Annotated in this window: 23 protein-coding genes and 1 pseudogene; 15 read left to right on the top strand and 9 right to left on the bottom strand. The window is 73.7% G+C overall.

Annotated elements, in window-relative coordinates; translation table 11 throughout:
* The first annotated feature begins 7 nt into the window (after nucleotides 1–7).
* Nucleotides 8–439 (top strand): VOC family protein, encoded by a 432-nt coding sequence (locus ACS04_RS23395; RefSeq protein ID WP_048478690.1) that lies wholly within the window; start codon nucleotides 8–10, stop codon nucleotides 437–439.
* Nucleotides 440–545: 106 nt separating this feature from the next.
* Here ACS04_RS23395 and ACS04_RS39515 read toward each other — a convergent pair whose 3' ends face one another.
* On the bottom strand, nucleotides 546–1,304 hold the full coding sequence (locus ACS04_RS39515; protein ID WP_048478689.1) for a transglycosylase SLT domain-containing protein: 759 nt from the start codon (nucleotides 1,302–1,304) through the stop codon (nucleotides 546–548).
* A gap of 303 nt (nucleotides 1,305–1,607) precedes the next feature.
* Complete coding sequence (locus tag ACS04_RS23385) at nucleotides 1,608–2,582, bottom strand: dihydrodipicolinate synthase family protein (protein ID WP_078865213.1); 975 nt, start codon at nucleotides 2,580–2,582, stop codon at nucleotides 1,608–1,610.
* A gap of 71 nt (nucleotides 2,583–2,653) precedes the next feature.
* On the opposite strand from ACS04_RS23385, the gene ACS04_RS23380 reads away from it, so the two are divergent.
* From ACS04_RS23380 to ACS04_RS23360, 5 genes are all read left to right on the top strand, one after another.
* Nucleotides 2,654–3,601 (top strand): LysR family transcriptional regulator, encoded by a 948-nt coding sequence (locus tag ACS04_RS23380; RefSeq protein ID WP_048478688.1) that lies wholly within the window; start codon nucleotides 2,654–2,656, stop codon nucleotides 3,599–3,601.
* 73 nt (nucleotides 3,602–3,674) lie between these two features.
* Nucleotides 3,675–4,760 (top strand): S-(hydroxymethyl)mycothiol dehydrogenase, encoded by a 1,086-nt coding sequence (locus ACS04_RS23375; RefSeq protein ID WP_048478687.1) that lies wholly within the window; start codon nucleotides 3,675–3,677, stop codon nucleotides 4,758–4,760.
* 200 nt (nucleotides 4,761–4,960) lie between these two features.
* The gene (locus tag ACS04_RS23370; protein WP_107438672.1) at nucleotides 4,961–6,265 is read left to right on the top strand and encodes an alpha/beta fold hydrolase; all 1,305 of its coding nucleotides are present in this window, start codon (nucleotides 4,961–4,963) and stop codon (nucleotides 6,263–6,265) included.
* 53 nt (nucleotides 6,266–6,318) lie between these two features.
* Nucleotides 6,319–7,083, top strand: coding sequence for a PIG-L deacetylase family protein (locus ACS04_RS23365; protein ID WP_048478685.1), 765 nt, complete (start codon nucleotides 6,319–6,321; stop codon nucleotides 7,081–7,083).
* Nucleotides 7,084–7,126: 43 nt separating this feature from the next.
* Nucleotides 7,127–7,960 carry an enoyl-CoA hydratase/isomerase family protein gene (locus ACS04_RS23360; protein WP_048478684.1) on the top strand — a complete coding sequence of 278 codons (834 nt, stop codon included), beginning with the start codon at nucleotides 7,127–7,129 and terminating at the stop codon, nucleotides 7,958–7,960.
* Here the strand turns inward: ACS04_RS23360 and ACS04_RS23355 are convergent.
* From ACS04_RS23355 to ACS04_RS35430, 3 genes are read right to left on the bottom strand one after another with little or no spacing between them, the layout of a single operon-like run.
* Nucleotides 7,947–8,747: a hypothetical protein gene (locus tag ACS04_RS23355; RefSeq protein WP_048478683.1), complete on the bottom strand. Its 801-nt coding sequence runs from the start codon at nucleotides 8,745–8,747 to the stop codon at nucleotides 7,947–7,949. The two genes, ACS04_RS23360 and ACS04_RS23355, sit on opposite strands and share 14 nt — an antisense overlap.
* Nucleotides 8,748–8,783: 36 nt before the next feature.
* The gene (locus ACS04_RS23350; protein WP_048478682.1) at nucleotides 8,784–9,683 is read right to left on the bottom strand and encodes an SDR family oxidoreductase; all 900 of its coding nucleotides are present in this window, start codon (nucleotides 9,681–9,683) and stop codon (nucleotides 8,784–8,786) included.
* 49 nt (nucleotides 9,684–9,732) lie between these two features.
* Nucleotides 9,733–10,875, bottom strand: a complete 1,143-nt coding sequence (locus ACS04_RS35430; protein WP_053080909.1) for a hypothetical protein — start codon at nucleotides 10,873–10,875, stop codon at nucleotides 9,733–9,735.
* Between the two features lie 195 nt (nucleotides 10,876–11,070).
* On the opposite strand from ACS04_RS35430, the gene ACS04_RS23340 reads away from it, so the two are divergent.
* From ACS04_RS23340 to ACS04_RS23320, 5 genes are all read left to right on the top strand, one after another.
* Nucleotides 11,071–12,048, top strand: a complete 978-nt coding sequence (locus ACS04_RS23340; RefSeq protein ID WP_048478681.1) for an NADPH:quinone oxidoreductase family protein — start codon at nucleotides 11,071–11,073, stop codon at nucleotides 12,046–12,048.
* Entirely contained in the window at nucleotides 12,045–13,238 is a 1,194-nt protein-coding gene (locus ACS04_RS23335; protein ID WP_048478680.1) for an acyl-CoA dehydrogenase family protein, read from the top strand. Before ACS04_RS23340 ends, ACS04_RS23335 begins: the two co-directional genes overlap by 4 nt.
* The gene (locus ACS04_RS23330; RefSeq protein ID WP_048478679.1) at nucleotides 13,235–14,341 is read left to right on the top strand and encodes an acyl-CoA dehydrogenase family protein; all 1,107 of its coding nucleotides are present in this window, start codon (nucleotides 13,235–13,237) and stop codon (nucleotides 14,339–14,341) included. The genes ACS04_RS23335 and ACS04_RS23330 overlap by 4 nt, the downstream gene beginning before the upstream one ends.
* A gap of 229 nt (nucleotides 14,342–14,570) precedes the next feature.
* Nucleotides 14,571–14,936, top strand: coding sequence for a tyrosinase family oxidase copper chaperone (locus ACS04_RS23325; protein ID WP_048478678.1), 366 nt, complete (start codon nucleotides 14,571–14,573; stop codon nucleotides 14,934–14,936).
* A 10-nt stretch (nucleotides 14,937–14,946) separates the two neighbouring features.
* A complete protein-coding gene (locus tag ACS04_RS23320; RefSeq protein ID WP_048478677.1) occupies nucleotides 14,947–15,810 on the top strand; it encodes a tyrosinase family protein in 864 nt (287 codons plus the stop codon).
* Between the two features lie 63 nt (nucleotides 15,811–15,873).
* Here the strand turns inward: ACS04_RS23320 and ACS04_RS23315 are convergent, their stop codons facing one another.
* Together ACS04_RS23315 and ACS04_RS23310 are read right to left on the bottom strand one after the other, a co-directional pair.
* Complete coding sequence (locus tag ACS04_RS23315) at nucleotides 15,874–16,152, bottom strand: chaplin (RefSeq protein ID WP_030154075.1); 279 nt, start codon at nucleotides 16,150–16,152, stop codon at nucleotides 15,874–15,876.
* 82 nt (nucleotides 16,153–16,234) lie between these two features.
* Nucleotides 16,235–16,615, bottom strand: coding sequence for a hypothetical protein (locus ACS04_RS23310; protein ID WP_209441758.1), 381 nt, complete (start codon nucleotides 16,613–16,615; stop codon nucleotides 16,235–16,237).
* Between the two features lie 130 nt (nucleotides 16,616–16,745).
* Here ACS04_RS23310 and ACS04_RS23305 point away from each other — a divergent pair, with 130 nt between their 5' ends.
* Nucleotides 16,746–18,200, top strand: coding sequence for a carboxylesterase/lipase family protein (locus tag ACS04_RS23305; protein ID WP_048478675.1), 1,455 nt, complete (start codon nucleotides 16,746–16,748; stop codon nucleotides 18,198–18,200).
* On the opposite strand, the gene ACS04_RS23300 is transcribed toward ACS04_RS23305, so the two are convergent.
* The gene (locus ACS04_RS23300; protein WP_078865203.1) at nucleotides 18,178–19,422 is read right to left on the bottom strand and encodes an alpha/beta hydrolase-fold protein; all 1,245 of its coding nucleotides are present in this window, start codon (nucleotides 19,420–19,422) and stop codon (nucleotides 18,178–18,180) included. The genes ACS04_RS23305 and ACS04_RS23300 overlap by 23 nt on opposite strands.
* 279 nt (nucleotides 19,423–19,701) lie before the next feature.
* Here ACS04_RS23300 and ACS04_RS23295 point away from each other — a divergent pair.
* The 3 genes and pseudogenes from ACS04_RS23295 (at nucleotide 19,702) to ACS04_RS23285 (ending at nucleotide 22,974) form a co-directional block, all read left to right on the top strand.
* Nucleotides 19,702–20,582: pseudogene (locus tag ACS04_RS23295) on the top strand (alkaline phosphatase family protein).
* Between the two features lie 2 nt (nucleotides 20,583–20,584).
* Complete coding sequence (locus ACS04_RS23290; RefSeq protein ID WP_063839294.1) at nucleotides 20,585–21,898, top strand: MFS transporter; 1,314 nt, start codon at nucleotides 20,585–20,587, stop codon at nucleotides 21,896–21,898.
* A gap of 47 nt (nucleotides 21,899–21,945) precedes the next feature.
* Nucleotides 21,946–22,974 carry a TolB-like translocation protein gene (locus ACS04_RS23285; RefSeq protein ID WP_048478674.1) on the top strand — a complete coding sequence of 343 codons (1,029 nt, stop codon included), beginning with the start codon at nucleotides 21,946–21,948 and terminating at the stop codon, nucleotides 22,972–22,974.
* Between the two features lie 75 nt (nucleotides 22,975–23,049).
* Here ACS04_RS23285 and ACS04_RS23280 read toward each other — a convergent pair whose 3' ends face one another.
* Nucleotides 23,050–23,736: a GNAT family N-acetyltransferase gene (locus tag ACS04_RS23280; RefSeq protein WP_048478673.1), complete on the bottom strand. Its 687-nt coding sequence runs from the start codon at nucleotides 23,734–23,736 to the stop codon at nucleotides 23,050–23,052.
* Nucleotides 23,737–24,533 lie beyond the last annotated feature (797 nt).

The raw sequence follows: 24,533 nt of genomic DNA, 5'->3' as shown, positions 1-24,533 counted from the left end.
TGCGCCGATGTCAACGATCAAGCAGTTCCAAGTGACCTTCGACTGCGCGGAGCCCGCGAGCCTCGCCGCCTTCTGGTGCGAGGTGCTGGGGTACGTACTGCCCACGGTCCCGAAGGGCTTTGCCACGTGGCAGGAGTACCACCGCTCGCTGCCGCCCGAGGACGAGATCTACTTCGCGTGCAGCGATCCCTCGGGTGTGGCCCCGCGCTTGCTCTTCCAGCGCGTTCCCGAAGGCAAGACCGTCAAGAACCGGGTGCATCTCGATGTGCGGGTCGCCGCAGGGCTCGTGGGTGACGAGCGTCTGGCCGCACTCGAGGCCGAATGCGCACGGCTGACGGCGCTCGGCGCGAAGCACGTGCTGACGCAGCGCGCCGACGGCGTCAACGAGTCCTGCATCACGATGCAGGACATCGAGGGCAACGAGTTCTGCCTCGACTGATTACCGCCCGAGACTGCGGGGAGGGGCGCCGCCCCAGGCCTTCGGGAACATCGGTGCGGCCCGTGTTCCTGACGGCCGGCCGCTCCGAGACGGCCTTCCGGGGCTTCTAGTAGGCGCCGTTGACGTTGTCGATGGAGCCGTAGCGGGCCGCCGCGTAGTTGCAGGCTGCCGTGATGTTGGCGACCGGGTCGTACGAGTCCAGGGATGTGCCGGGCACGTGATAGGCGCGGAACGTCGGGTCGATGACCTGGAGCAGGCCCTTGGAGGGAATGCCCGCCGCGGCGTTGGAGTCCCAGTTGTTGATGGCCAGCGGGTTGCCCGAGGACTCCCGCATCACATTGCGGTGAATTCCGTTGTAGCTGCCGGGGATTCCGTGCCGGGCCATGATGTCCAGCGACTGCCGGATCCAGCCGTCGAGGTTGTTCGCGTAGGTGGTGGCGGGTTTGACCGCCGCGGCCGCCTGCACTGCGGTCGCCTTCGCGGTGGCCGCCTTCGCCGCCGCGCCGATGCTCAGCTTGAGCCCGGGCCGGATGATCGCGGGGTCGGATCCGATGGCGGTCCGGTTGGCCTCGTACAGGGCCTGCCAGCCACCGCTCACGGCGTGCTCGACGGCGATCTTCGAAAGGGTGTCGCCCACGGTCACGGAGTAGGTCAGCGGGAGCGCCGCCTTTTCCGCCGCCGGTTTGACGGCGGGCAGCGCGGCGGTCTTCACGGCGGGCACCGCGGCCGGCTGGGTGACGGCCGCGCCGGCCGTGGTCGCGCTGATCAGCGGCAGGGCCAGGGCGGCGCCGCCGGTGCCGGCGAAGGCCAGCTTGCGGGCGATCGGGCGCTGCTTCGGCCGACGGTGCTTACCGAGTCCGGGCATGGCGGAATTCCTCACGTGGGGGTGCGGGGGATCCCTGGCGGCCGCCGGTTTCGGCGGCTGCCCGCTGGGAATGACGTGAAGGTAAGCGAGTCCGCCGGGCGGGAACAAGGCACGAATTCCCCCGGATGATCGACTTGCCGGTTTCGGGGTCGAAAACGACCTTGAGGGCGCCTTCCGGGAATGCCGAAATTCCTTTCCAGGAAAAGGGAATCGCCCGTTCCGGATTAAATGATGTTGCTCCTATTCGAGTGACTCACATCACGAGCCGCGTAGGCCCTTCCGGGAAACGGACAACTCGCCCATTCACCTGCCTGATTCGGGCATCTCGCCCGTTGTTTGCGAACCGCCCACAGGGGGCGCTTCCCGGCGCGGGATGGCGGTCTGTTCGACCTCCGCCAGGCGTTCCAGCGCCGCCGACACCGCCGCCGCGCCCGCGGGCAGCAGCGGGAGCCGCACGTCCGGCGTCGGGATCCGGCCCCGGGCGTGCAGCACGCCCTTGACCACCGCCGGATTCGGCTCGGCGAAGAGGGCCGCCGAGAGCCGTGACAGGCCGTGTCCCAGGGCCCGCGCCCGCGGCACGTCCCCGTCCCCCCAGGCCGCCGCCAGCTCCGCGTACCGCGCCGTCGCCAGGTGCGCCGAGGCCAGGATCCCGCCCGTCGCACCGAGCGCCAGCAGCGCGGATGCGTACAGGTCGTCGGCCGCCAGCACCGCGAACCCGTCCGGCAGGTCGCCGAGCAGCGCCACCACCTCCTCGCCGACCCCGCCGCCCGCGTACTTCATCCCGGCCACCCCCGGCAGCTCCCCGAGTGCTCGCAGCGCGGCCGCGTCCAGCGGCTGCCCCGTCCGGTACGGGATGTGGTAGACGACCAGCGGTACGGGGCTCACCTCGACCAGGCGCGCGAAGTGCGCCAGCACCCCCGCGGCCCCGGGCCGGACGAACGGCGGCGGGGTCACCATCGCCGCCCCCACCTCCGGCCACCGCGCCAGCCGGCCCAGCGCCTCCCCGGTGGCCCGGGTGCCGCTCCCGCCCGCGCCCACGGTCAGCATCGCGCCCCGCTCCCGGCAGACCCGGGCGCAGACCTCGGTGACGAGGTCGCGCTCGGCCTCGTCGAGGGCGGCGGGCTCACCGGTGGTGCCGAGGGCGACGATCCCGGTGGCGCCCTCGTCGAGCACTTGGTGGGCGAGCGCCTCCAGGGCGTTGGCGGCGACGTCCCCGGCGGGGTCGAAGGGGGTGACGAGCGGTACGTGAATCCCGTGGAGGGGGAGGTCGTGTGTCATGCCGTCGAGCTTCATCTGCCCCGAGCGTCAAATCCAGTTCGCGTTTCTTACCCGACCCGTAAGCTGAGCCGATGCTCGACGTACGACGCCTGCGCCTGCTGCGCGAACTCGCCCGCCGCGGGACCATCGCCGCCGTGGCCGAGGCCCTCGCCTTCAGCCCGTCGGCGGTGTCCCAGCAACTCTCCGTCCTGGAACGCGAGGCGGGTCTGCCGCTCCTCGAACGCACCGGCCGCCGCGTCCGGCTCACGCCCGCCGGGCAGAACCTGGTCCGGCACGCCGAAGCCGTGCTGGAACGGCTGGAGGAGGCCGCCGCCGATCTCGCCGAAGCCCGCAGCGGGCCGGCCGGAGCCCTGCGCATCGGGGCCTTCCCCACCGCCACCCGGGCCATCGTCCCCGCCGCCCTGGTGACCCTGGCCCGGCGCCATCCGCGGCTGGAGCCGATGGTTTCGGAGACCGACCCGGCTGCGGTCGCGCACGCGCTGCGCGCCGGGGACCTGGACGTGGCCCTGGTCCACGAGTACGACTTCGTCCCCGCGCCCCAGGAGCCGGGGCTCACCACACAGCGCCTGTACCGCGAGTCGATGTACCTGGCCACCCCCGCGCCCGCCGCGGCCCCCGGCCCCGACCAGGGCGCGGTCCTGCGGGCGTACGCCGACGCCCCCTGGATCGCCGCCACCCACGGCACCCTGTGCCACGCGATGGCCGTCCGGGCCTGCCAGGCCGCCGGGTTCACCCCGCGGATCCGCCACCGCGTGGACGAGTTCACCACCGTGCTCGCCCTGGTGGCGGCCGGTCAGGGCGTCGCCGTCGTCCCCCACCTCGGGGTCACGGGCCCCGCCGGTCCGGCCGTCTTCCTCACCCGGCTCCTCATGGAGCGCCGCACCAAGATCGCCTTCCGGAGCGGAGCCGCGGCCCACCCGGGCGTGGCCGCGTTCACCGCGGCACTTCGCGCCGCCGTACCGCCGGAACTCCGCGCCGACGTACCGCCGGAACCCGCCACTCCGGCTTCCCCGGAGTGACACGGCTCCCCTCCACCGCCGCGCCCGTGTACGTTCGTTGATCCAGACAGAACCGACCAGAGCGGGGTACGACGTGACGCATCGCGTACGAGGGGTCATCGCCCGGAGCAAGGGCGCACCGGTGGAGACGACGACGATCCTCGTGCCCGACCCGGGACCCGGCGAGGCCCTGGTCAAGGTCCAGGCATGCGGGGTGTGCCACACCGACCTGCACTACCGTGAGGGTGGCATCAACGACGAGTTCCCCTTCCTGCTCGGCCACGAGGCAGCCGGAATCGTCGAATCCGTCGGCCCCGACGTCACCTCCGTCGCGCCCGGCGATTTCGTCGTCCTCAACTGGCGCGCCGTGTGCGGCACCTGCCGCGCCTGCAAGCGCGGCCGCCCCTGGTACTGCTTCAACACGCACAACGCGACGCAGTCCATGACCCTGGAGGACGGCACCCCGCTCTCCCCGGCGCTCGGCATCGGTGCGTTCGCCGAGAAGACCCTGGTCGCGGCCGGTCAGTGCACCAAGGTCGACCCGGCGGCCTCCCCGGCCGCCGCGGGCCTCCTCGGCTGCGGGGTGATGGCCGGCCTCGGCGCGGCCCTGAACACCGGCAACGTCGGACGCGGCGACTCCGTCGCCGTCATCGGCTGCGGGGGAGTGGGCAGCGCGGCCGTGGCCGGCGCCCGCCTGGCCGGCGCGGGGCGGATCATCGCCGTCGACCTCGACGACCGGAAGCTGGAGTGGGCACGCGGCCTCGGGGCCACCCACACCGTCAACGGCCGTACGGAGGACGTGGTCAAGGCCGTCCAGGCCCTCACCGGCGGCCACGGCGCCGACGTGGTCATCGACGCCGTGGGGCGCCCCGAGACCTACCGGCAGGCCTTCTACGCCCGCGACCTCGCCGGCACGGTGGTCCTGGTCGGCGTGCCGACACCGGAGATGAGGCTCGAACTCCCGCTGCTCGACGTCTTCGGCCGCGGCGGCGCCCTCAAGTCCTCCTGGTACGGGGACTGCCTGCCCGAGCGGGACTTCCCCCTCCTCATCGACCTCTACCTCCAAGGCCGCCTCGACCTGGACGCCTTCGTCTCCGAGACCATCCCCCTGGACGCCGTGGAAGAGGCCTTCGCCCGCATGCACCGGGGCGATGTCCTCCGCTCGGTGGTCGAGTTCTAGGGGGCGTCCGCGAAGTCCCGCCCGCCCCGCGACACCCGCCCCGCGACTCCCGGCACGCGCTCCCGCCGTACCGGGCCGCGGGCGCAGGTGGGGGCCGCGGGGCGCGGGCGGGCCCGTACTAGACTCGGCCGGGCCGCCAGACCCGTGCCCCGGTCGCGACCCGGCCGGGGCCGCCGCACACCCAGGGGCCGTTCGTGACCATCGACCGCAGCTACCGCCAGCCCGGTGTCGTCCTCACCGACCACCGCTTCAGCGTCCCGCTCGACCACGCGCGCCCGGACGGGGAGCACATCGAGCTGTACGCCCGCGAGGCCGTCGCCACCGGCAAGGACCCCGAGACGCTGCCCTGGCTCCTCTACCTGGAGGGCGGCCCCGGCTTCGGCGCCCGTCGCTTCACCGGCCGGCAGGCCTGGCTGGAGCGGGCCCTGGCCGAGTACCGCGTCCTCCTGCTGGACCAGCGCGGCACGGGCCGCTCCACCCCGGCGAACCGCCAGACGCTGCCCCTGCGCGGCACGCCCGCGCAGCAGGCCGAGTACCTGGCCCACTTCCGCGCCGACTCCATCGTGCGCGACGCCGAGGCCATCCGCCCCGTCCTGACCGGCGGCGCGCCCTGGACCGTGCTCGGGCAGAGCTTCGGCGGCTTCTGCACCACCCACTACCTCTCCACCGCCCCCGAAGGACTCGCCGCCGCCCTGATCACCGGCGGCCTGCCGTCCCTGACCGCCACCGCCGACGAGGTGTACGAGGCCGCGTACCCCCGCATGGAGCGCAAGAACCTCGCCCACTACGCCCGCTACCCCATGGACGTCGAGCGGGCCCGCCGCATCGCCGCCCACCTCGTGGAGCGCCCGGCCGGCCTCCCCGGCGGCCACCGCCTCACCGCCGAGGGCTTCCAGTCGCTCGGCATCCTGCTCGGCACGAGCGACGGCAGCCACCGGCTGCACTACCTGCTGGAGGACGCCTTCGTGCCGACCCCGGCGGGTCCGGCCCTCTCCGACGCGTTCCTGGAGCAGGTGCAGGGGCTGCTCTCCTTCGCCGCGCACCCCCTGTACGCCCTGCTCCACGAGCCGATCTACGCCCAGGACCCGGCCGCGCCCACCGCCTGGGCCGCCGAGCGGGTCCGCGCGGGCCACCCCGGCTTCGACGCCGGGAAGGCTCTCGCGGGCAACGCGCCCCTGCTGTTCACCGGCGAGACCATCCACCCGTGGCAGTTCACCTGCGACCCGGCGCTGGCCCCGCTGCGCGAGACCGCCGAACTGCTGGCCGCCCGTACCGGCTGGACACCCCTGTACGACCCGGCCCGGCTCGCCGCCAACACGGTCCCGGCGGCCGCCGCGGTCTACCACGACGACCTGTACGTGGACACCGCCCACTCGCTGGAGACGGCCGCGCGGATCCGGGGCCTGCGCACCTGGGTGACGGACGAGTTCGAACACGACGGGGTCCGCGCCGGCGGCCCCCGCGTCCTGGACCGCCTGCTGGCCCTCGTACGCGACGACGTCTAGGACTCGGGCCGCGGAACGCGGGCCTCCGGGGGGCGGGAGTCTAGGGTGCGGGCATGACCGAACAACTGGATCAGCCCGCGCCCTTGGAACCGATGCCCGCCGACTGGCAGCGCGCCCTCGCGGTGGTCGCCCACCCCGACGACCTGGAGTACGGCGGGGCCGGCGCGATCGCCCACTGGACGGACGGCGGCCGTGAGGTCGTCTACCTCCTGGCCACTCGCGGCGAAGCCGGCATCGACACGATCCCGCCCGAGGAGTGCGCCCCGCTGCGCGAGGCCGAGCAGCGCGCGAGCGCCGCGGTCGTCGGGGTCTCCACGGTGGAGTTCCTCGACTACCGCGACGGCGTCGTCGAGTACGGCCTGGACCTGCGCCGGGACATCGCGGCGGCCATCCGCCGGCACCGCCCCGAACTGCTCGTCACGCTCAACCACCGCGACACCTGGGGCGGTCAGGGCGGCGGGGGCAACTGGAACACCCCCGACCACAAGGCCGTCGGCCGGGCCGCTCTGGACGCCGCCGCCGACGCCGGCAACCGGTGGATCTTCCCCGAGCTCATATCCGAGCAGGGTCTGGAGCCCTGGAACGGGGTGCGCTGGGTCGCGGTCGCCGGGTCCCCGACACCCACGCACGCGGTGGACGCCGGTCCCGGACTGGAGCGCTCGATCGCATCGCTGATGGAGCACAAGGCGTACATCGAGGTCCTCACCGACCAGGACCCCGAGGAGTACGTCCGCGGCTTCCTCACCGGTTACGCCGAGCAGGCGGCCCCGCGCTTCGGCGGCCGCCCGGCGGTGACGTTCGAGCTCTTCACCCGCTGAGCCCGAGCCTCTATTCTGACGAACCGTCAGAAGGAGGGGTCTCGTGATCGACACCATCGCCGCCGGGGTCGCGGAGGGTGAGGAGCGCATCCGTCTCGACACCGAGGACGGCATCGCGGTCCTCACCCTCTGCCGCCCCGACCGGCTCAACGGCTGGAGCTGGGAGTCAACCCGCCAGCTGGGCCTGCTCGCGGACCGGATCCGCTTCGACCCCGAGGTGCGGGTGGTGCTGCTGCGCGCCGAGGGCCGCGCCTTCTGCGCGGGCATCGACGTGAAGGCCCCCGGCGGCTCCATCACGGGCGCCACCGCCGCCGAGCGCACCCGCAACTACTACGAGGGAATCCGCTGGGTGCACGAGCGCTTCGCCGTGCTCTCGCGCCTGCCGCAGCCGGTCGTGGCCGCGGTACAGGGCTACTGCCTCGGCTTCGGCTTCGAACTGGCCCTGATGGCCGACCTGCGCATCGCCGCCGAGGACGCCGTCTTCGCCCTGCCCGAGGCGCAGTTGGGCGTGGCGGTGGACGCGGGCGGCGATCTGCGGATCGCCCGCGAGGCGGGCGCGGGGTGGGCCAAGTTCCTGGCGCTGACCGGCCGCCGCATCGACGCCGCTACCGCGCACAGGCTCAACCTCGTCCAGCTGCTCGTCGCCCCGGCCGAGCTGGAGGGCACGGCCCGCGCGGTGGCGGCGGAGATCGCGGCCAACGCACCGCTCGCCGTACAGGGCGTCAAGCGCGCGATCGACGCCTACGCGGACGCGGCCCTCGCCCCGGCGCTGGACCGCGTGGCGATGACGGCGGCCCTGACCCTCACCTCCGAGGACTGCGCCGAGGGCTACACCGCCAAGGCGGCCCGCCGTCCGCCGCACTTCACCGGAGGCTGAACACGGGCCGCGTCGAGAACTCCTCGCCCATCCCCGCGCCCTCCGGTCCGTACACGAACTCCGCCACGGACGGGTTGCGGTTGGCGGTGGCCAGCGGCAGCCACGCGAGCAGGGCGCCGTATCCTCCGCAGACGGCCTCCCCGCCGTCGCCGCCGTGCACCGCGGCCCGGTCACCGCTGAGCTCCGTGGCGTAGCTGTCGTAGGCGATGTGCAGCCCGAAGGCGTTCGGTTCCTGCCGCACGCCACCACCGCCCCCGTACGAGGGCTCCTCCAGCGGGCACTCGTTCCCCCACCGGAACAGGGTGTCCGCCCCGGCCCCGCAGGCGTGCTCCCACTCGTCGGCGCTCGGCATCCGCAGCCCGCGCGCCGCGAGCACGTCCGCCATCTCCTCCGGGCACTCGGTCAGCGTCTCGTCCCGCACCGCCATGAGCACGGTGGCCGGCGCCGCGGTGCGCACCGGGCTGAGCACCTCGGCGAGATAGTCCTTCAGCGGGAGCTCGTAGCCGTACCCCTCGGCCCGGCTCTCCTCGAAGTCCGCGATCTGCGCGGCGGTCGGCACCCAGGCGTCCGGGTCGAAGCCGAGCCGTACCCGTCCGCCGGGTATGAGGGCGAATTCCTGCCCCTCGCGCTCGATGCGGACACGGTGCAGCGGCGCGCCGAGGTGGTCGACGGTGTCGAGCAGCACCACGCGCCCGCCCGCCTGCGCGGCGGCCTCGTGGGCCAGGCGTCCGGCGGCGGCCCGGTCGAGCGAACGCCAGTGGTCCAGGGTCAGTTCGGCGAGAGACATGCGGTGATCTTCGCACCGGGCACTGACAACAGGCGCTCACGGGGTGAACGGGCCGCGGCCCAGCTGCGTGCGGACCGGGACCACCTCCGGGTTGACCGGTGAGCGGCGCTGCCAGTTCGCCCCGTCGACCACCAGCGTGTGCCCGGTGATGAACCGGGCGTACGGGGAGGCCAGGAAGGTGGCCGCCCAGCCGAGTTCGCGCGGGGCGCCGACGCGCAGGGCGGGCTGGCGCGAGTCCTTCGCATCGGGTGCGGCGCGCTCCAGGCCGCCGCGGATCTCCTCGGTCATGTCGGCGTGCGGGAACAGGCCCGGTACGAGAGCGTTGACCTGGATGCCGTAGGGGCCCCACTCGACGGCGAGGGTCTCCACCAGGTTCTTCACGCCGGCCTTGGCCGCCGCGCTGTGGGCGAAGCCCGGCCCGCCGGTCCAGGCGTACGAGGCGCCGATGTTCACGATGGAGCCGGGCGTACCGTCGCCGAGGTGGCGGCGGGCGAACTCGCGCGTCATGAACCAGGTGCCGGTCAGGGTGATGTCGACGACCGCCCGCCAGGCGTTCGGGGACAGGTCCTCCGCCGGGGAGGGGAAGTTGGCGGCCGCGTTGTTGACCAGGACGTCCGGCAGGCCGAGCGCCGCCTGCGCCGCGTCGAAGACCTCCGCGATCCGCTCGGGATCCCGGATGTCGCAGACGGCGGCCGTCACCCGCCCCGCGCCGGGGACGGCTGACAACTCCTTGCGCGCCGCCTCCAGCCGCCCGGCGCGCCGGCCCGCGATCACCAGGTCCGCGCCGAGCCGCGCGAACTCGGCGGCGATGGCCTTGCCCAGCCCGGTCCCGCCGCCCGTCACGAGGATCACCCGCCCCCCGTACGTACCGGGGGGCAGGGCGGCCGCGCCGAGCGGCGGGGGCGCGGGCAGCCCGCGCGGGGTCTCGTCCGTCATGGGGCATCGATAGCGCGCGGGAGCCGAGATGGCCATGCCCGCGGCGGGGTCAACCCTGCGGCGCGTACGCCTGCTTGCTCGCGCAGGTCCAGACCACGGCGGTGCCCTTCAGCGTCTCCCAGTCGTAGAAGTTCCCGCCCACCCGGTCGTCGTCCGAGGCCGCGTACGCCGAACTGCGCGAGTCCGGGCCGGTGCCGGCGGGGTGGGGGAGGGCCAGCGGGGCTCCCGTGCCCGGCCAGTACGCGGCGTGGAGCCGGTTGGGGTACCCCTCGACGAAGGTGACGGCCGAGCCGACGGCCACGTTCGTGGCCGGGCTGAGCCCGTCGAAGGTCACGTGGTCGTAGCCCTTGACCCGGCCGGGGTCGTTCGGGAGGGCGTCGTACGGCTTCTTCCAGACGGCCGGCTTGCGCTCCTGCCAGTCGCGGTGGCTGCGGTCCTCGTGGCCGACGACCCGGCCGCGGTCGTCGATGCCGGCCGCGGACGTCCGCACCGTCGGGTCGTCCTCGGTCCACACCCGCAGGCTGTAGGGCGGGTAGCCGCCCCCGGCGGGCCAGACGACCGGGAAGGTCTTCCCCCTGAGCTGGTCGTCCTCCTCGTAGGACGTCCTCGCCGTGCCGACGATGTCGCCGCGCGCGTTGATCCCGTCCACCGAGACGATCCCGGTGCCCGGATGGGCGTCCGCGGGCACGGGCAGTTCGCGCACCACCGCGCCGCCCCGCCACTCCTTGGCGACGCCGCCCTCCATGCCGACGGAGCGGCCCGCGTCGTTGACGTCCGTCACGGCGCCCGGCGCGGCTCCGCCGCCGATCAGCCGGACCGCGGCCGCGCCCTTCTGGTACGTGAACCCGTACGGGGTGTCGGAGCCGCCGGCCCGCCGGAGCGTTCCCACCATCAGGCCGCCGGCGTTCACCGCGAGGACCTCGCCGGACACGAAGCCCTCGGGCAGCGGCACGGCGTGCACCGCGTGGTCGGCGGTCCAGTACGCGGGCAGTCCGGCGCTTTCGCCGGCCACCAGTCCGCCGGCCCCGAAGGCCCGTACGGACCCGTAGGCGGGCGAGGGGCCCTGCGCGAGGGCCGGCAGCCGCAGGATGTCCGGCGTGCACGCGGTCCCGGCGGCCGCGGCCGGGGCGGCGGTCGTGATCAGCCCGGCCAGGACGACGGCGGCCGCGGCCGCGGACGTGCTTCTTCTCATGTGGTGGTCCCCCCTGGACTCAAGTCATGACGAGTGCACGCCACATGCTGCCGGATCCGGGAAGGAAGTGGCCGGAATGACGCGTGGTGTTTCGGTCCGGCCCGGAATCCGTCCCGCCGACGGTTCCCAGAGTGACAAGCGACCGCTTAGTATGCCCGCGGAGCGTGGTTCCTCGACGGCGGCTGGAGGCCCCGGATGCAGGCATGGCGAGTACATACCCCCGGCGAACCCCGAGAGGCTCTGCGCCTCGAGGAGATTCCCGAACCGGTCCCCGGCGAGGGCGAGGTGCGGCTGCGGGTCCTCGCGGCCAACCTCAACTTCCCCGACGCGCTGCTCGTCCGCGGCCAGTACCAGGTCCGCCCGCCGCTGCCCTTCACCCCCGGGGTCGAGATCTGCGGCCTCACCGAGGACGGCCGCCGGGTCATCGCCACCCCGAGCCTGCCCCACGGCGGCTTCGCCGAGTACGTGACCGCCTCCGAGCGCGGCCTGCTCCCGGCCCCCGAAAGCCTCGACGACGCCCAGGCCGCCGCCCTGCACATCGGCTACCAGACCGGCTGGTTCGGCCTGCACCGCCGGGCCCGCCTCCAGGCCGGTGAGACCCTGCTCGTGCACGCCGCCGCCGGCGGGGTCGGCAGCGCCGCCGTCCAGCTCGGCAAGGCCGCCGGGGCCACCGTCATCGGGGTCGTCGGGGGCAAGGCCAAGGTGCGCACCGCCGAGGAACTCGGCTGCGACCTGGTGATCGACCGGAAGAGCGAGGACGTCGTCTCCCGGGTGAAGGAGTTCACCGGCGGGCGCGGGGCCGACGTGGTCTACGACCCCGTCGGCGGCGACTCGTACACCGCCTCCGCCAAGTGCGTGGCCTTCGAGGGCCGGATCGTCGTCGTCGGCTTCGCGAGCGGCACCATCCCCACCCCCGCCCTGAACCACGCCCTCGTCAAGAACTACGCGATCCTCGGCCTCCACTGGGGCCTGTACGCGGCCAAGGACCCGGCCTCGGTCCTCGCCTGCCACACCGAACTCACCCGCCTCGCAGCCGAAGGCGCGATCACACCCCTGATCAGCGAGACCATCGACATGGCCGCCGTGGCCGACGCCGTACAGCGCCTCGCCGACGGCACCACCACCGGCCGGATCGTCCTGGCCCTGCCCCGGCAGCCGGGTGTGTCCCGATGACCGTGATCACCGCCGAACACCTGCTCACCCGCGTCCGGGACCTGCTCGCCGCGCACCCGCCCGCCGACACCGGCCGCGCCGACTTCCTGCGGGCCCGCTTCGACGCCGGCCTCGCCTGGGTCCACTACCCCGAGGGCCTCGGCGGACTCGCCGCACCCCGCACCCTCCAGGCCGTCGTCGACGCCGAACTCGAAGCCGCCGGCGCCCCCGACAACGACCCGCGCCGGATCGGCATCGGCCTCGGCATGGCCGCGCCCACGATCCTCGCGTACGGCACCGACGAGCAGAAACGCCGCTTCCTGCGCCCCCTGTGGGTGGGGGAGGAGGTCTGGTGCCAGCTCTTCAGCGAACCCGGCGCCGGCTCCGACCTCGCCGCGCTCGGCACCCGGGCGCTGCGCGACGCCGCCACCGGCGACTGGATCGTCGACGGCCAGAAGGTGTGGACCTCCAGCGCCCACACCGCCCGCTGGGCCATCCTGATCGCCCGCACCGACCCGGCGCTCCCCAAGCACCAGGGCATCACGTACTTCCTCTGCGACATGCACGCCCCCGGAGTCGAGGTCCGGCCGCTGCGCCAGATCACCGGCGAGGCCGAGTTCAACGAGGTCTTCCTGACCGGCGTCCGCATCCCCGACAGCCACCGCCTCGGCGCCGTGGGCCAGGGCTGGGAGGTCGCCCGCACCACCCTGATGAACGAACGCGTCTCCATCGGCGGCATGCGGATCCCGCGCGAGGGCGGCATGATCGCGCCCGTCGCCGCGGCCTGGCGCGAGCGGCCCGGGCTCCGTACCCACGCCCTGCACCAGCGTCTGCTCGAACTGTGGGTGGAGGCGGAGGTGGCCCGCCTCACCGGCGAGCGGCTGCGCCAGCAGCTCGCCGCCGGACAGCCCGGCCCCGAGGGCTCCGGGATGAAGCTCACCTTCGCCCGCCTCAACCAGGAGATCAGCGGCCTGGAAGTGGAACTCCTCGGCGAGGAGGGCCTGCTGTACGAGGACTGGACGATGCGCCGGCCCGAGCTCGTCGACTTCACCGGCCGCGACGCCGGCTACCGCTACCTGCGCGCCAAGGGCAACAGCATCGAGGGCGGCACCAGCGAAATCCTCCTCAACATCGTCGCCGAACGCGTCCTCGGCCTGCCCGCCGAGCCGCGCGACGACAAGGACCTCGCCTGGAAGGACCTGGCCCGATGAGCACTGCGTTCGACCTCCTCTACTCCGAGACGGAGGAGGAGCTCCGGTCCGCCGTACGGGCCCTGCTCGCGGACCGGTGCGCACCGGCGGACGTACTCGCCCGGGCGGAGACCGGCCGGCCGCACGACCCCGCTCTGTGGCACACGCTCGCGGCGGAGATCGGCACCGCCGGGCTGCTCGTACCGGAGAAGCTCGGCGGCCAGGGCGCGGGCCACCGGGAGGCGGCCGTGGTCCTGGAGGAGCTGGGGCGGGCGGTGGCTCCGGTGCCGTACCTGACGAGCGCGGTGCTCGCGACGGAGATCCTGCTGGGCTGCGACACCCCGGACGTCGCCGGACCGCTGCGGGAGCTGGCCGCGGGCCGGCAGGTGTGCGTCCCCGCGCTGCCCCTGACGCAGGCTCCGGGCGCGCCGCTGCCGGCCGCCGTCCGGGACACCGGCGGCGGGATCCTGACGGGCACCGTCACCTCGGTGGCGGACGCGGTGGCCGCCGACGTCCTGCTGGTCCTCGCCGACACGGGGCTGTACGCGGTTCCGACGGCGGAGGTCTCGCTGACGGAGCGGGTCCCGCTGGACCTGACCCGCCCGCTCGCCACGGTGACCCTGGACGGCGCCGCGGGCACCCGGCTCGCGGACCCGGCGACGGCGCGGGCGGCGGTCGCCGGCGCGCTGCTCTCGGGGGCCGGACTGCTGGCCTCCGAGCAGCTCGGGCTCGCGCAGTGGTGCCTGGCGGAGACGGTGCGGCACGTGCGCGGGCGCCACCAGTTCAACCGGCCGGTCGGCTCCTTCCAGGCGCTGAAGCACCGGCTGGCCCGGCTGTGGCTGGACGTGGCATCGGCGCGCGCGGCGGCCCGCGCGGCGGCGGACGCACTGGCGACCGGGGCGCCCGACGCCCCGCTCACGGTGGCGGTCGCGCAGGCGTACTGCTCCGGCGTCGCGGTGCGGGCCGCGGAGGAGTGCGTGCAGCTGCACGGCGGCATCGGCATGACCTGGGAACACCCGGCCCACCTCTACCTCAAGCGCGCCAAGAGCGCGGCCCTGGCCCTGGGCACCCCGGGCCACCACCACACCCTGGTGGCCGACTTCGCGGAACTCCCGGCCCCCTGAGGCCGTCTCCTTCGGACCACGGCGGCCCCGCGGCGTCCGGTGCGCGCTCCTGGCGCGCCGGGCGCCGCGGGCCGTTCAGGACCTTGCGGACACCCCTTCGGGAAGGGCCTCGGCGGGAGGGCGGGGTCGACCGGTGGCCTCTTCCCCAAGCACCTGAGCCGTTGAGGTGACCTCGCCCGCCGCTCCGCGTTAGACCCCGTAGCGCGGACCACCGAGCGAAGGAGACCGTATGTACGCCACACCCGCCTCCGCAGCACTCACCCGCCGCACGGTCCTTCGTACGGCCTTCACCGCGGCGGTGCTCGCCGGTACGGCCGCGGCCCTGGCCCCCGTACTGCGCGCCCGCCGCCCCCGGCAGACCCTGACCCCGGCTCCCCTCGCCGAGGAGACGTACCGGGGCCGGCACATCGCCGTCGACCTCGCAGGCGTCCGCATCGACGGCCGCCCGCTGCACGTCATGCGCCGCGCGGACGGCAGCTACCTGAGCGGGATCAACCACTTCCAGTCCTTCGGGACCCCGCTGGAACTCGCCCGCGCCGCCGTCGACGAGCTGGGCACCACGCAGCTGGCGTTCGCGGCCCCGCACCACGGCTGAGGAGCCCCGCATGTACACCCGGCAGAACCAGAAGAACCTGACCCGCGCCCAGAAGAAGCGGTTCACGGCGGCCGTGCTGGAGGTCAAGCGCACCGGCGCGTACGACGACCTGGTGCGCACCCACGACAAGTACTTCGTGCCCGACCGCGACAGCAAACTGCGCGTCGGGCACATGTCCCCGTCCTTCTTCCCCTGGCACCGGCGCTACCTGCTCCAGTTCGAGCGGCTGCTCCAGGGTGTCGATCCGGGCGTCTCGGTCCCGTACTGGGACTGGACCGCGGACAACAGCCCGGTCTCCTCCCTCTGGGCCGAGGACTTCCTCGGCGGTACCGGCCGCGAGGGCGACCGCCGGGTGATGACCGGCCCGTTCGCCTACGACAACGGCAACTGGGAGATCACGGTCGGCATCACGGAGGCCCGCTTCCTGACCCGCAACCTGGGCCGGCCGCAGAAGCCGATCGCCCTGCCCACCGCGGCCGAGCTCCAGTGGGCGCTCGACGACCCGACGTACGACACCTCGCCCTGGGACTCGACGGCCCGGGGCGGGGGGTTCCGCAACAAGCTGGAGGGCTGGGCGGCGCCGAAGAGTGAGCGCTGGCGCAACCACAACAAGGTGCACCAGTGGATCGGCGGTCACATGACGGGCGGGACGGCCCCCAACGACCCGGCCTTCTGGCTGCACCACGCCTTCGTGGACCTGCTCTGGGACCGCTGGCAGCAGAGGCACCCCCGCTCCGGCTACCTGCCCGCCGCCCCGCTCGAACCGGGCGACCTCCAGCGCGGCCGGGTGATCGCCCTCGACGAGCCGATGCCCCCGTGGGACCTCACCCCGCGCGACATGCTCAGCCACCAGGGCCTCTACCGCTACGAGTGACGGCCGCGGGAACGGAAAGGGCCCCCGCCATGCGGCGGGGGCCCTCGGTCCTTCGACCGGCCGTCAGCCGCCGTAGCCCTCGGTGTGGTGCTCGCCGCCACCCGACGCGTTGACGCAGGTGTTGCCGAACGCCGGGTTGAGCAGGGCGATCACGTTCACGGTGTTGCCGCAGACGTTGACCGGGACGTGAACCGGAACCTGGACCAGGTTGCCCGAGAGGACACCGGGGGAGCCGACCGCCGCACCGTGCGCTCCGGCATCGGCGACGGCCAGCCCGGCGCCGGCGGCCAGGGCGCTACCGGCAACAGCGGTGACGGCGATTGCCTTCGCGATACGCGACATCAAGATCTCCTCGTGAGATGTGTGGCTGCCACAGAGGTCCGTGGCATGTGACATGGCGTACAACGCGGCCGAGGCCGAGCGGTCACGGCCGCTGGGCCGAGGTGGTGAAGGAAAATCGCACGGAGGCGAAATACGGAGTGATCTGACCCGCGGCGCCCGGCTGCAGCACGGCCGCCGGGCTGCCCGCGCAGCCCGGCTCCCGGTAGAAGGTCGCCGTGCCGCGGGTGGAGTTGGTGGCGGCCCTGGAGCCGCCGCCCTTCGCCGCCACACAGCCCTTCGGGGCGGCGATGCCGTGGACCTTGTCGTCCTGGCCGACGTACTGGAAGCCGGGTCCGGCCGCGGCCCGCGCCGGGCCCGCCGCCACGAGCAGGAGCAGGGGCAGCAGCACGGGCGCGAGCGGGTGGACCGGCCCGGCCGCCCGGACGAGGCCGCGGACGCCGGGGTGGATACGCATGGATCGCATGCCGGTCCAACCCGGACCGCCCCGCACCGGGTCACGCCTTGTCACCCCTCGCAGGCCTGTGCGACCGTGCCCGGGCGGCGGAACGCCGCATTCGGGCCCTCGTCGCGGGGGCGGTTCGACGGAGGACGCGATGAGCGCAGCGGGCGGCAGCGGCCGGCCCCGGGTCAGGACCGGGTACGGCCTCGTCGAGGGCCGGAACGGCCGGGGCGGCACCGCCGTCTTCCGGGGCGTCCCGTACGCCGCCCCGCCCGTCGGAGCCCTGCGCTTCGCCGCGCCCGTACCCCCGGCCGCCTGGGAGGGCGTGCGCGACGCCGGAGCCTTCGGGCCCACCGCGCCCAAGGTGCCCTACCCGCCGAAGTTCGCCGCCCTGCTGCCCGACCCCGAGGTCCCCGGGGACGACTGCCTGAACCTCAACGTGTGGACCCCGCACCCGGCGCCGGGGGCCCGGGTGCCGGTCATGGTGTGGCTGCACGGCGGGGCGCTCACCCGCGGCTCCTCGGCCGTCCCCGTCTACGACGGCTCGGCCTTCGCCCGTGACGGGGTGGTTTTCGTCTCCGTCAACTACCGCCTGGGCGTCCTCGGCTACGGGCTCTTCCCCGACGCCCCCGCCAACCGCGGGCTGCTCGACCAGATCGCCGCCCTGACCTGGGTCCGCGACAACATCGAGGCGTTCGGCGGGGACCCCGCCCGCGTCACCGTCTTCGGCGAGTCCGCCGGAGCCATCAGCGTCGGAGCCCTGCTCGGATCCCCGCGCGCCGCCGGGCTCTTCGCCCGGGCGGCCCTGCAGAGCGGCGCCCCCGAGGTGCTGGCGCGCGAGAAGGTGCGCGCCGTGGTCCGGCGGATGGCCTCCCTGCTGAAGGTCCCCGCGACCGCGGAGGCCTTCGGTGCCACCGCCCTCCCCGACCTGCTCGCCGCCCAGGGCGCCGTACTGCGCCGTTCCGGCCCGCTCACCGGGGGCCCGGCCTTCGGCCTCGTCACCGACCCGGACACGCTGCCCGGTGACCCGCTGGAGGCCGCCGGGGCGGCGGACGTACCCCTGCTCCTGGGCTGGACCACCGAGGAGTACCGGCTCTGGCTCGCCCCCACCGGCGCGCTGCCCGTCATGGACCGGCTCGGTCCGCTCACCCTGGCCTTGGCCCGGGCCCGCAGCGGCAAGGACCGGGCCGCCGTACGGGCGCTGCGCGCCGCACTGCCGGGGGCGGGCGCGGGCGAGCTCGCGGGGCAGCTGCTCACCGACCGGCTGCTGCGCGATCCGCTGCGCCGGCTCGCCGGGGCGCGGCGCTCCGCCCCGAGCTTCCTGTACGAGTTCGGCTGGCCCTCGGGCGTCCCCGGCCTGGGCGCCTGTCACGCCCTGGAGCTGGGCTTCGTGTTCGACACGCTCGACGTGCCGGAGTCCTCCTGGCTGGCCGGGCCGGACGCCCCGCAGGAACTGGCCGACCGGATGCACGCGGCCTGGGTGCGCTTCGCCGCCACCGGGGACCCGGGCTGGCGGGCCTGGGACGGCAACGGCCCGCCGATGGTGTTCGGCGGGCCGGGGCGCGGGGAATCGATCGCGGCGGGTGTTACTCCACGGGTCCTTCCATGACCTTGCTGATGAACTGGATCGGGCCCTCGCCCATGTTCGGCACGTAGGTCTTGGCGTTGTGCTGGCCGCCGGGGATGACCCTCATGCTGGTGTGGATCGGCCCCTTGCCGTACGTGGCGATGAACTTCTGCACGTCGGGCAGCGTCTTCTTGTTGTTCTCGTTGTCGCCGACCTGGAAGGCGAGGTAGACGTCCGGAGCGCCCTTCTTCTCGATCAGGGCCTTCGCCAGCAGCTCCGGGTTGTTCTCGGCCTTCTCCTTCTCGTGGCCCTTCCACAGCGAGGAGTCGGGCACGATGTCCGGGCCGGAGCAGATCGCGGCCTTGAACTTCTCCGGGTACTTGAGCACCGCCTTCAGGCTCGCGAAACCGCCGGTGGAGGAGCCCATGTAGGCCCAGCCGTCACGGGACTTGACGGTGCGGAAATTCGCCTTCATCAGGTCCGGGACGTCCTCGGTCAGCCAGGTGCCCATCTTCGGCTGCTCGGGGATGTCGGAGCCGTCCCAGTAGATGCCCTTGTCGTCCGGGCCCGGGTTCAGCACGGGCATGGCGAGGATGAAGGGCTTGCTCTTGCCCTCGGCGTACCACTTGCTGATGCTGGTCTGGAGCCCCAGGTCGGTGCCCATCCAGTAGTTGTTCGGGTAGCCGGCCCCGCCGGGCAGGGCGATCATGACCGGGAAGCCGCTCTTGGCGAACTTCGGGTCGTTGTACTCCTTGGGCGCCCAGACCCACACCTTGCCCTTGAAGCCGGACTTCTTGCCGTCCAGCGTGGTCACGGCCACGTGCGTGCCGTCGGCCAGGGTCATGGAGTTCTTGAACTCCGCCTGCGGGCCGGTGGGCATCAGCGCCTTCGAGTTGGGCGCCTGCTGGACCGCGCCGCCCGTCCCGCCGGTCTTGCCCGCGCCCGCGGCGGGCTGGCCGAAGGAGACGTCCTTGCCCTTGTCCGTGAACGGCGGTATCTCGAAGTGGTACATCACCCCGGCCGCGATGCCGGCGAGGGCCAGGACCGTGACGCCCGCGATCAGCCAGCGCCTGCCCCGGCGCGGCCGCCGCTCCTCGTACCGCGGCTCCTCCGGCTCGCCGTACGGCGGCTGCGGCGGCCCGTACGGGGGCTCGGGCTGGTACTGGGGTTCGTACTGCTGCGTGTACGAAGCGCCGTAGGGCTGCTGCTGGTACTGCCCTTCCGATCGGTACGGCTGGTGCTGTCCGTCGGGTGAGTACGACATGTGCGGTTGCTCTCCGGCTGGTGCTGCCCCGTGGGGGATGTCATGACCCCGCCTGGGGGTGGTCTCTTCTTGTTCGAAGGATGAGCCTACGTGCTGCCCGGTTCCCCTTTTTTCCAGCTCTTGGACTTCCGTAGGCCGGCGCGTTGCCGAACACCGGGAAGGCCCTCGGAGTTCCCGGTCTGTTAGCCGCCTGTCCCTGGCCCATGCACATGCCCCTGGGTATGGTGCCGACGCGCCGCCACCAGAACCCCCTGCCCGGAGGTATTTTCCGTGTTTGGCATGACCTCGTCACGGTCCGCCCGAAAGACCGCCCTCGCCACCGCCTTCGGCCTCACCGCCGCCGGCACGGCCCTGTGGGCCGGCCTCGGCGCCGCCCAGCCCGCGCACGCGGCGGGCCTTCCGGCCCCCGACCACGTCGTCGTCGTGGTCTTCGAGAACCACGCCTACAACCAGGTCATCGGCAGCTCCAGCGCCCCGTACATCAACTCCCTCAAGAGCGGGGGCGCCAACCTCACGCAGTCCTTCGGCATCACCCACCCGAGCCGCCCAACTACCTCCAGCTCTTCTCGGGCTCCAACCAGGGCGTCACCGGCGACAGCTGCTACACGCCCGGCTTCAGCTCCGCCCCCAACCTCGCCTCCGAGCTCATCGCCGCGGGCAAGAGCTGGGCCAGCTACAACGAGACCCTCCCCAGCCAGGGCTCCACCACGTGCAGCAGCGGGGACTACGCCCGCAAGCACAACCCCTGGTTCGCCTTCTCCAACGTGCCCACCAGCACCGCGAAGACCATGACCCAGTTCCCGACGGACTACACCACCCTCCCCAAGGTGTCCTTCGTCGTCCCGAACCTGTGCAGTGACATGCACGACTGCTCGGTCGGCACGGGCGACACCTGGCTCAAGAACAACCTCAAGGCCTACGCGGACTGGGCCAAGACCCACAACAGCCTCCTCGTCGTCACCTTCGACGAGGACAACCGGCTCGCGGGCAACAAGATCCCCACCGTGCTATACGGCCAGCCCGTCACCCCCGGCAGCACCTCCTCCACCACCTACAACCACTACGACGTGCTGCGCACCCTGGAAGGCCTGGCCGGTCTGACCGCCCACGCCGGGAACGCGGCGAGCGCCAAGGACATCACGGGGATCTGGGCTTCCTGACCATGTACGTTGCGGACAGCCGCGGTACCCCCGCGCCCGCCGTGACCCCCGAGCCGCAGGCCGCCGTCCCGGGCATCAGCCCGGGGCGGCGCGCCGCGCTCGCCCCCACGGTCCTCGCCCTCGGCACGGTCAGCCTGATCACCGACGTCTCCTCGGAGATGGTCACGGCCGTGCTCCCGCTCTACCTCGTCGCAGGCCTCGGCCTGTCCCCGCTCGGCTTCGGTCTGCTCGACGGGATCTACAACGGCATCAGCGCCCTGGTCCGGCTCACCGGGGGCCACCTCGGCGACCGCCTCGGCCGCCACAAGGCCCTCGCCGGCCTCGGCTACGGGCTCTCCGCCCTGTGCAAACCGCTGCTGCTGCTCGCCCACACCCTCCCCGCCATCGGCGCGGTGCTCGCCCTCGACCGCACCGGCAAGGGCCTGCGCACCGCCCCGCGCGACGCGCTCATCTCCCTGGCCGCCGCCCCCGAGGACCGCGGCCGGGCCTTCGGGGTGCACCGGGCCATGGACACCGCCGGCGCGCTGATCGGGCCGATCCTGGCCTTCCTGATCCTGCGCGGGGCCGCCGACGGCTACGACGCCGTCTTCACGGTCAGCGCCTGCGTCGCCGCCCTCGGCGTGCTCGTGCTGGTCCTGTTCGTGCCCGGCCGGCGCACCGGGCCCGCGCCCTCGCCCGCCGCGGAACCCGTCTCGCTGCGCGCCGCCTTCGGGCTGCTGGGCCGCCGCGACCTGCGCCGGATCGCCCTGTGCGCCCTGCTGCTCGGGCTGTGCACCGTCAGCGACGCCTTCGTCTTCCTGCTGCTCCAGCGGGCCACCGGGATCGCCGACCGCTGGTTCGCCCTGCTGCCGCTGGGCACCGCCGCCGCGTTCTTCCTGCTCGCGCTGCCGCTCGGCCGGCTCGCCGACCGCATGGGCCGCTGGCGCGTCTTCCTCGGCGGCCACCTCGCGCTGCTCCTCGCGTACGGGCTGCTGCTGGCCGGCGGGGCCGGGCACGGCCGGAGCGCGGCCCTGCCGTACGCCGTGCTCCTCCTCCACGGCGGCTTCTACGCGGCCACCGACGGGGTGCTGATGGCAGCGGCCGCCGGAGCCGTGCCCGAGGAGCACCGCGGCGGCGGCCTCGCCCTCGTCCAGACCGGGCAGGCTCTCGCCCGCTTCGCCGCCTCGCTGGGCTTCGGCGCAGCCTGGACCGTCTGGGGCCCCCGCCCGGCCCTCGCGGTCGCGGCCGTACTGCTGGCCGCCGCGGCCGCGGCCTGCGCACTGCTGCGGCCCTCCGACGCGATGGACGACCGGCCCGCCGCCGCGCGGGCCGGCTGAGCGGTCCCCACCGCCCCGAACCTCCCCCACCTCCCCGAAAGGCCCCCATGACCCTCCAACGCCGGATCCTGATCCTGGTCTCCGCCGTCCTGCTGCTCGCCGCCGTGGGGGTGCTCGCCGTCGTACGGGCCTCCTCCCGGGCCGACGAGAAGAACCGGAGCCAGGCCGGCGGGCCGCAGATCACCCGGGGCGAGGTGACCCTGGCCCCGGGCGGGGACGGGCGGCGGATCGTGTTCCGGAACATGGCGTGGGGCCCGCACCGCGACGAGCTGGCCACCGTCCCCGCCGACGCGCCTCAGGGTCCCCGTACCGCCTCGGGAGTGAGCTGCCTGCGCTTCCACGCCGCCGCCGGCACCGGGATCTGCCTCCAGGCGGAGAAGGGCGGGGTCCAGGAGAGCTACCGGGCCGTCGTCCTCGACGCCCGCCTCAAGGAGGTCTCCGCGCACCCGCTGGCCGGGATCCCCACCCGCGCCCGCGTCTCGCCCGGCGGGCACCTCGTCGCCTGGACGGTCTTCGTCGGCGGGGACTCGTACGCCGGTACGAACTTCTCCACCCGGACCTCGCTGCTCGATCTGCGCACGGGGAGGTTCGACGCCTCGCTGGAGGACTTCGCGATCCGCAAGGACGGCAAGGCCTACCGCAACGCGGACGTCAACTTCTGGGGGGTGACCTTCGCCGCCGACGAGCGGACGTTCTACGCGACGCTCGCCACCGGAGGCCAGACCTACCTGGTCCGCGGCGACCTCGGCGAACGCACCGTGACCACGCTGCGCGAGAACCTGGAATGCCCGTCGCTGTCGCCCGACGGGACCCGGCTGGTCTTCAAGAAGCGGGTGCCGGGCCTGTCGCCCGACGCCCCGTGGCGGCTGTACGTCCTGGACCTGGCCTCGATGCGGGAGATGCCGCTCGCGGAGGAGCGCAGCGTGGACGACCAGGTGGTGTGGAGGGACGACAGGACCGTCGTCTACTCGCTGCCCGGCGACTTCGGCGCCGACCTGTACGCCCTGCCGGCCGACGGCAGCGGCGCCCCCGCCCCGCTGATGGCATCGGCCCTCGCCCCGGCCTTCCTCGGCTGACGCCGGGGGAGGACGGGACGGGGGCCGCCGGGACCGCCGCGCGTACGCGGGACCGCCGCGCCGAACGCGGGACCGTTACGCCGGGACCAGGGTCTTGCGGCGCCGCTTGCGCTGGGCGCCCGCCGACAGCTTCAGCTCGATGATCGACCGCACGGCCGGCCACTCCTCGTCGAGGATCGAGTAGAAGGCGGTACTGCGCACGGCGCCGTCCAGGCCCCGCGAATGAGCCCGGCGGACCCCCTCGCAGGTGAACCCGAGCCGTTCCATCGCGGCCCGCGAGCGCCCGTTGCGGGCGTCGGCGCGCAGCGAGATGCGGCGTACGCCCCAGGTCTCGAAGGCATGGCGGAGCATGAGCAGCTTCGCCTCCGTGTTGATGCCCGTCCCCTGGGCGCCCGGGGACAGCCAGGTATTGCCGATCTCGGCGGCATCGGGGATCGCGGTCGCCGGATCACCGAACGGGACGCCCGGCACGGCGGGCCACACCAGTGGTCCCTGCCAGTAGTCGAGTTCCAGGAACCGGGTCGAACCGACGACCCGGCCGTCGGTGGCTCTGACCACCGCGAAGGGGAGCGATCGACCCGCCGCCTGATCTGCGAGGGCGCGGTCGATGTACTCGTGGGACGCCTGCACCCCATGGGGTACGGGGGTGAAGGCGTAAGTCGTACGATCCTCGGCGCCGGCCACGGCCAAGGCCTCGGTGTGGCGGGGGGCGAGGGGCTCGAGCCGCACGGTGCGGCCGGCGAGAAGTACGGGTACGGGCACGGAGCCTTCGGTCCTTCTGGGCGGTGGGGTGGTTGCACAGTGTGCGTCCCTGACGTCACCCCCCGCGCAAAACACGGGTGAAAGGCAACGGGCTGTCAGGTGAACGCGAGTGGCTCAATGTAGCCCCTAAATGTGCTCTCATGAACCCCCAAATTGGCAACGCCGCGGCCATGTTTTTCGATGACTTTGGTCCCCGCTCCCAAGCGTCCGCAATCCTGATCCCCGGACATCCGTTCCGGCGCGCCGCACATGTCCCCCGGGCGGCCGTCACGATCGCCTCCGATCGGGCGGAAAACACCCTCTGAACTGCATGGACGTAAGAGGGGCCAGGTGCGCGCCCGGGGTGGCGCAGGCCGCCGCGGGAGCCGATGATCCCGGGCCCCGCCGGGGCCCCGGGGGCATCGAACGGGCGGCCGTCGGTGATGTGTCCAACACCGCCCCCAGGGCCCTTCGGGGCGCAGGTCGGTGCCCCGCGGCGCCCGGGGGCCCGGCGGGGGCGCCCCGGGCCTCGCGGAAGGCGGTCCGCAGCCGGCGGCGCGCGCCGCCGCACGACGCCCGACCGGCCGCGTCGTCAACCGCGGCATCGCGAGCAGACCCGGCCGCTCCTCCCGGTCGCACTCGCCCGCGGCGGACTCTCCCACGGGCTCTCCTACGTGCTCTTCCGCCCGCGGATCGCGACGCTCGAGCCGGCGACCCCGGGCCGCGGACGCGAGGAGGACGGGGCCTGCGGCACCCGGCCCCGCCGCCCGCCCCCTACCGTCCCTCCAACGCGCTCTTCCCGAGCGCGGCTTCACACC

The organism is Streptomyces roseus, assembly GCF_001044425.1.
In the GTDB taxonomy this organism is placed as follows: domain Bacteria; phylum Actinomycetota; class Actinomycetes; order Streptomycetales; family Streptomycetaceae; genus Streptomyces; species Streptomyces roseus.
Note: the sequence above shows the minus strand (reverse complement) of the source record. Positions and strands in the feature narration are given on the sequence as shown.

Bases quoted from the DNA above. Each gene is read 5' to 3' on its own strand.
- ACS04_RS39515 (WP_048478689.1), bottom strand. From the start codon at position 1,304: ATGCCCGGACTCGGTAAGCACCGTCGGCCGAAGCAGCGCCCGATCGCC.
- ACS04_RS23385 (WP_078865213.1), bottom strand. From the start codon at position 2,582: ATGACACACGACCTCCCCCTCCACGGGATTCACGTACCGCTCGTCACC.
- ACS04_RS23330 (WP_048478679.1), top strand. From the start codon at position 13,235: ATGAGCACTGCGTTCGACCTCCTCTACTCCGAGACGGAGGAGGAGCTC.
- ACS04_RS23320 (WP_048478677.1), top strand. From the start codon at position 14,947: ATGTACACCCGGCAGAACCAGAAGAACCTGACCCGCGCCCAGAAGAAG.
- ACS04_RS35430 (WP_053080909.1), bottom strand. From the start codon at position 10,875: ATGAGAAGAAGCACGTCCGCGGCCGCGGCCGCCGTCGTCCTGGCCGGG.
- ACS04_RS23395 (WP_048478690.1), top strand. From the start codon at position 8: ATGTCAACGATCAAGCAGTTCCAAGTGACCTTCGACTGCGCGGAGCCC.
- ACS04_RS23285 (WP_048478674.1), top strand. From the start codon at position 21,946: ATGACCCTCCAACGCCGGATCCTGATCCTGGTCTCCGCCGTCCTGCTG.
- ACS04_RS23380 (WP_048478688.1), top strand. From the start codon at position 2,654: ATGCTCGACGTACGACGCCTGCGCCTGCTGCGCGAACTCGCCCGCCGC.
- ACS04_RS23355 (WP_048478683.1), bottom strand. From the start codon at position 8,747: ATGTCTCTCGCCGAACTGACCCTGGACCACTGGCGTTCGCTCGACCGG.
- ACS04_RS23340 (WP_048478681.1), top strand. From the start codon at position 11,071: ATGCAGGCATGGCGAGTACATACCCCCGGCGAACCCCGAGAGGCTCTG.
- ACS04_RS23365 (WP_048478685.1), top strand. From the start codon at position 6,319: ATGACCGAACAACTGGATCAGCCCGCGCCCTTGGAACCGATGCCCGCC.
- ACS04_RS23350 (WP_048478682.1), bottom strand. From the start codon at position 9,683: ATGACGGACGAGACCCCGCGCGGGCTGCCCGCGCCCCCGCCGCTCGGC.
- ACS04_RS23315 (WP_030154075.1), bottom strand. From the start codon at position 16,152: ATGTCGCGTATCGCGAAGGCAATCGCCGTCACCGCTGTTGCCGGTAGC.
- ACS04_RS23305 (WP_048478675.1), top strand. From the start codon at position 16,746: ATGAGCGCAGCGGGCGGCAGCGGCCGGCCCCGGGTCAGGACCGGGTAC.
- ACS04_RS23310 (WP_209441758.1), bottom strand. From the start codon at position 16,615: ATGCGATCCATGCGTATCCACCCCGGCGTCCGCGGCCTCGTCCGGGCG.
- ACS04_RS23290 (WP_063839294.1), top strand. From the start codon at position 20,585: ATGTACGTTGCGGACAGCCGCGGTACCCCCGCGCCCGCCGTGACCCCC.
- ACS04_RS23335 (WP_048478680.1), top strand. From the start codon at position 12,045: ATGACCGTGATCACCGCCGAACACCTGCTCACCCGCGTCCGGGACCTG.
- ACS04_RS23325 (WP_048478678.1), top strand. From the start codon at position 14,571: ATGTACGCCACACCCGCCTCCGCAGCACTCACCCGCCGCACGGTCCTT.
- ACS04_RS23300 (WP_078865203.1), bottom strand. From the start codon at position 19,422: ATGTCGTACTCACCCGACGGACAGCACCAGCCGTACCGATCGGAAGGG.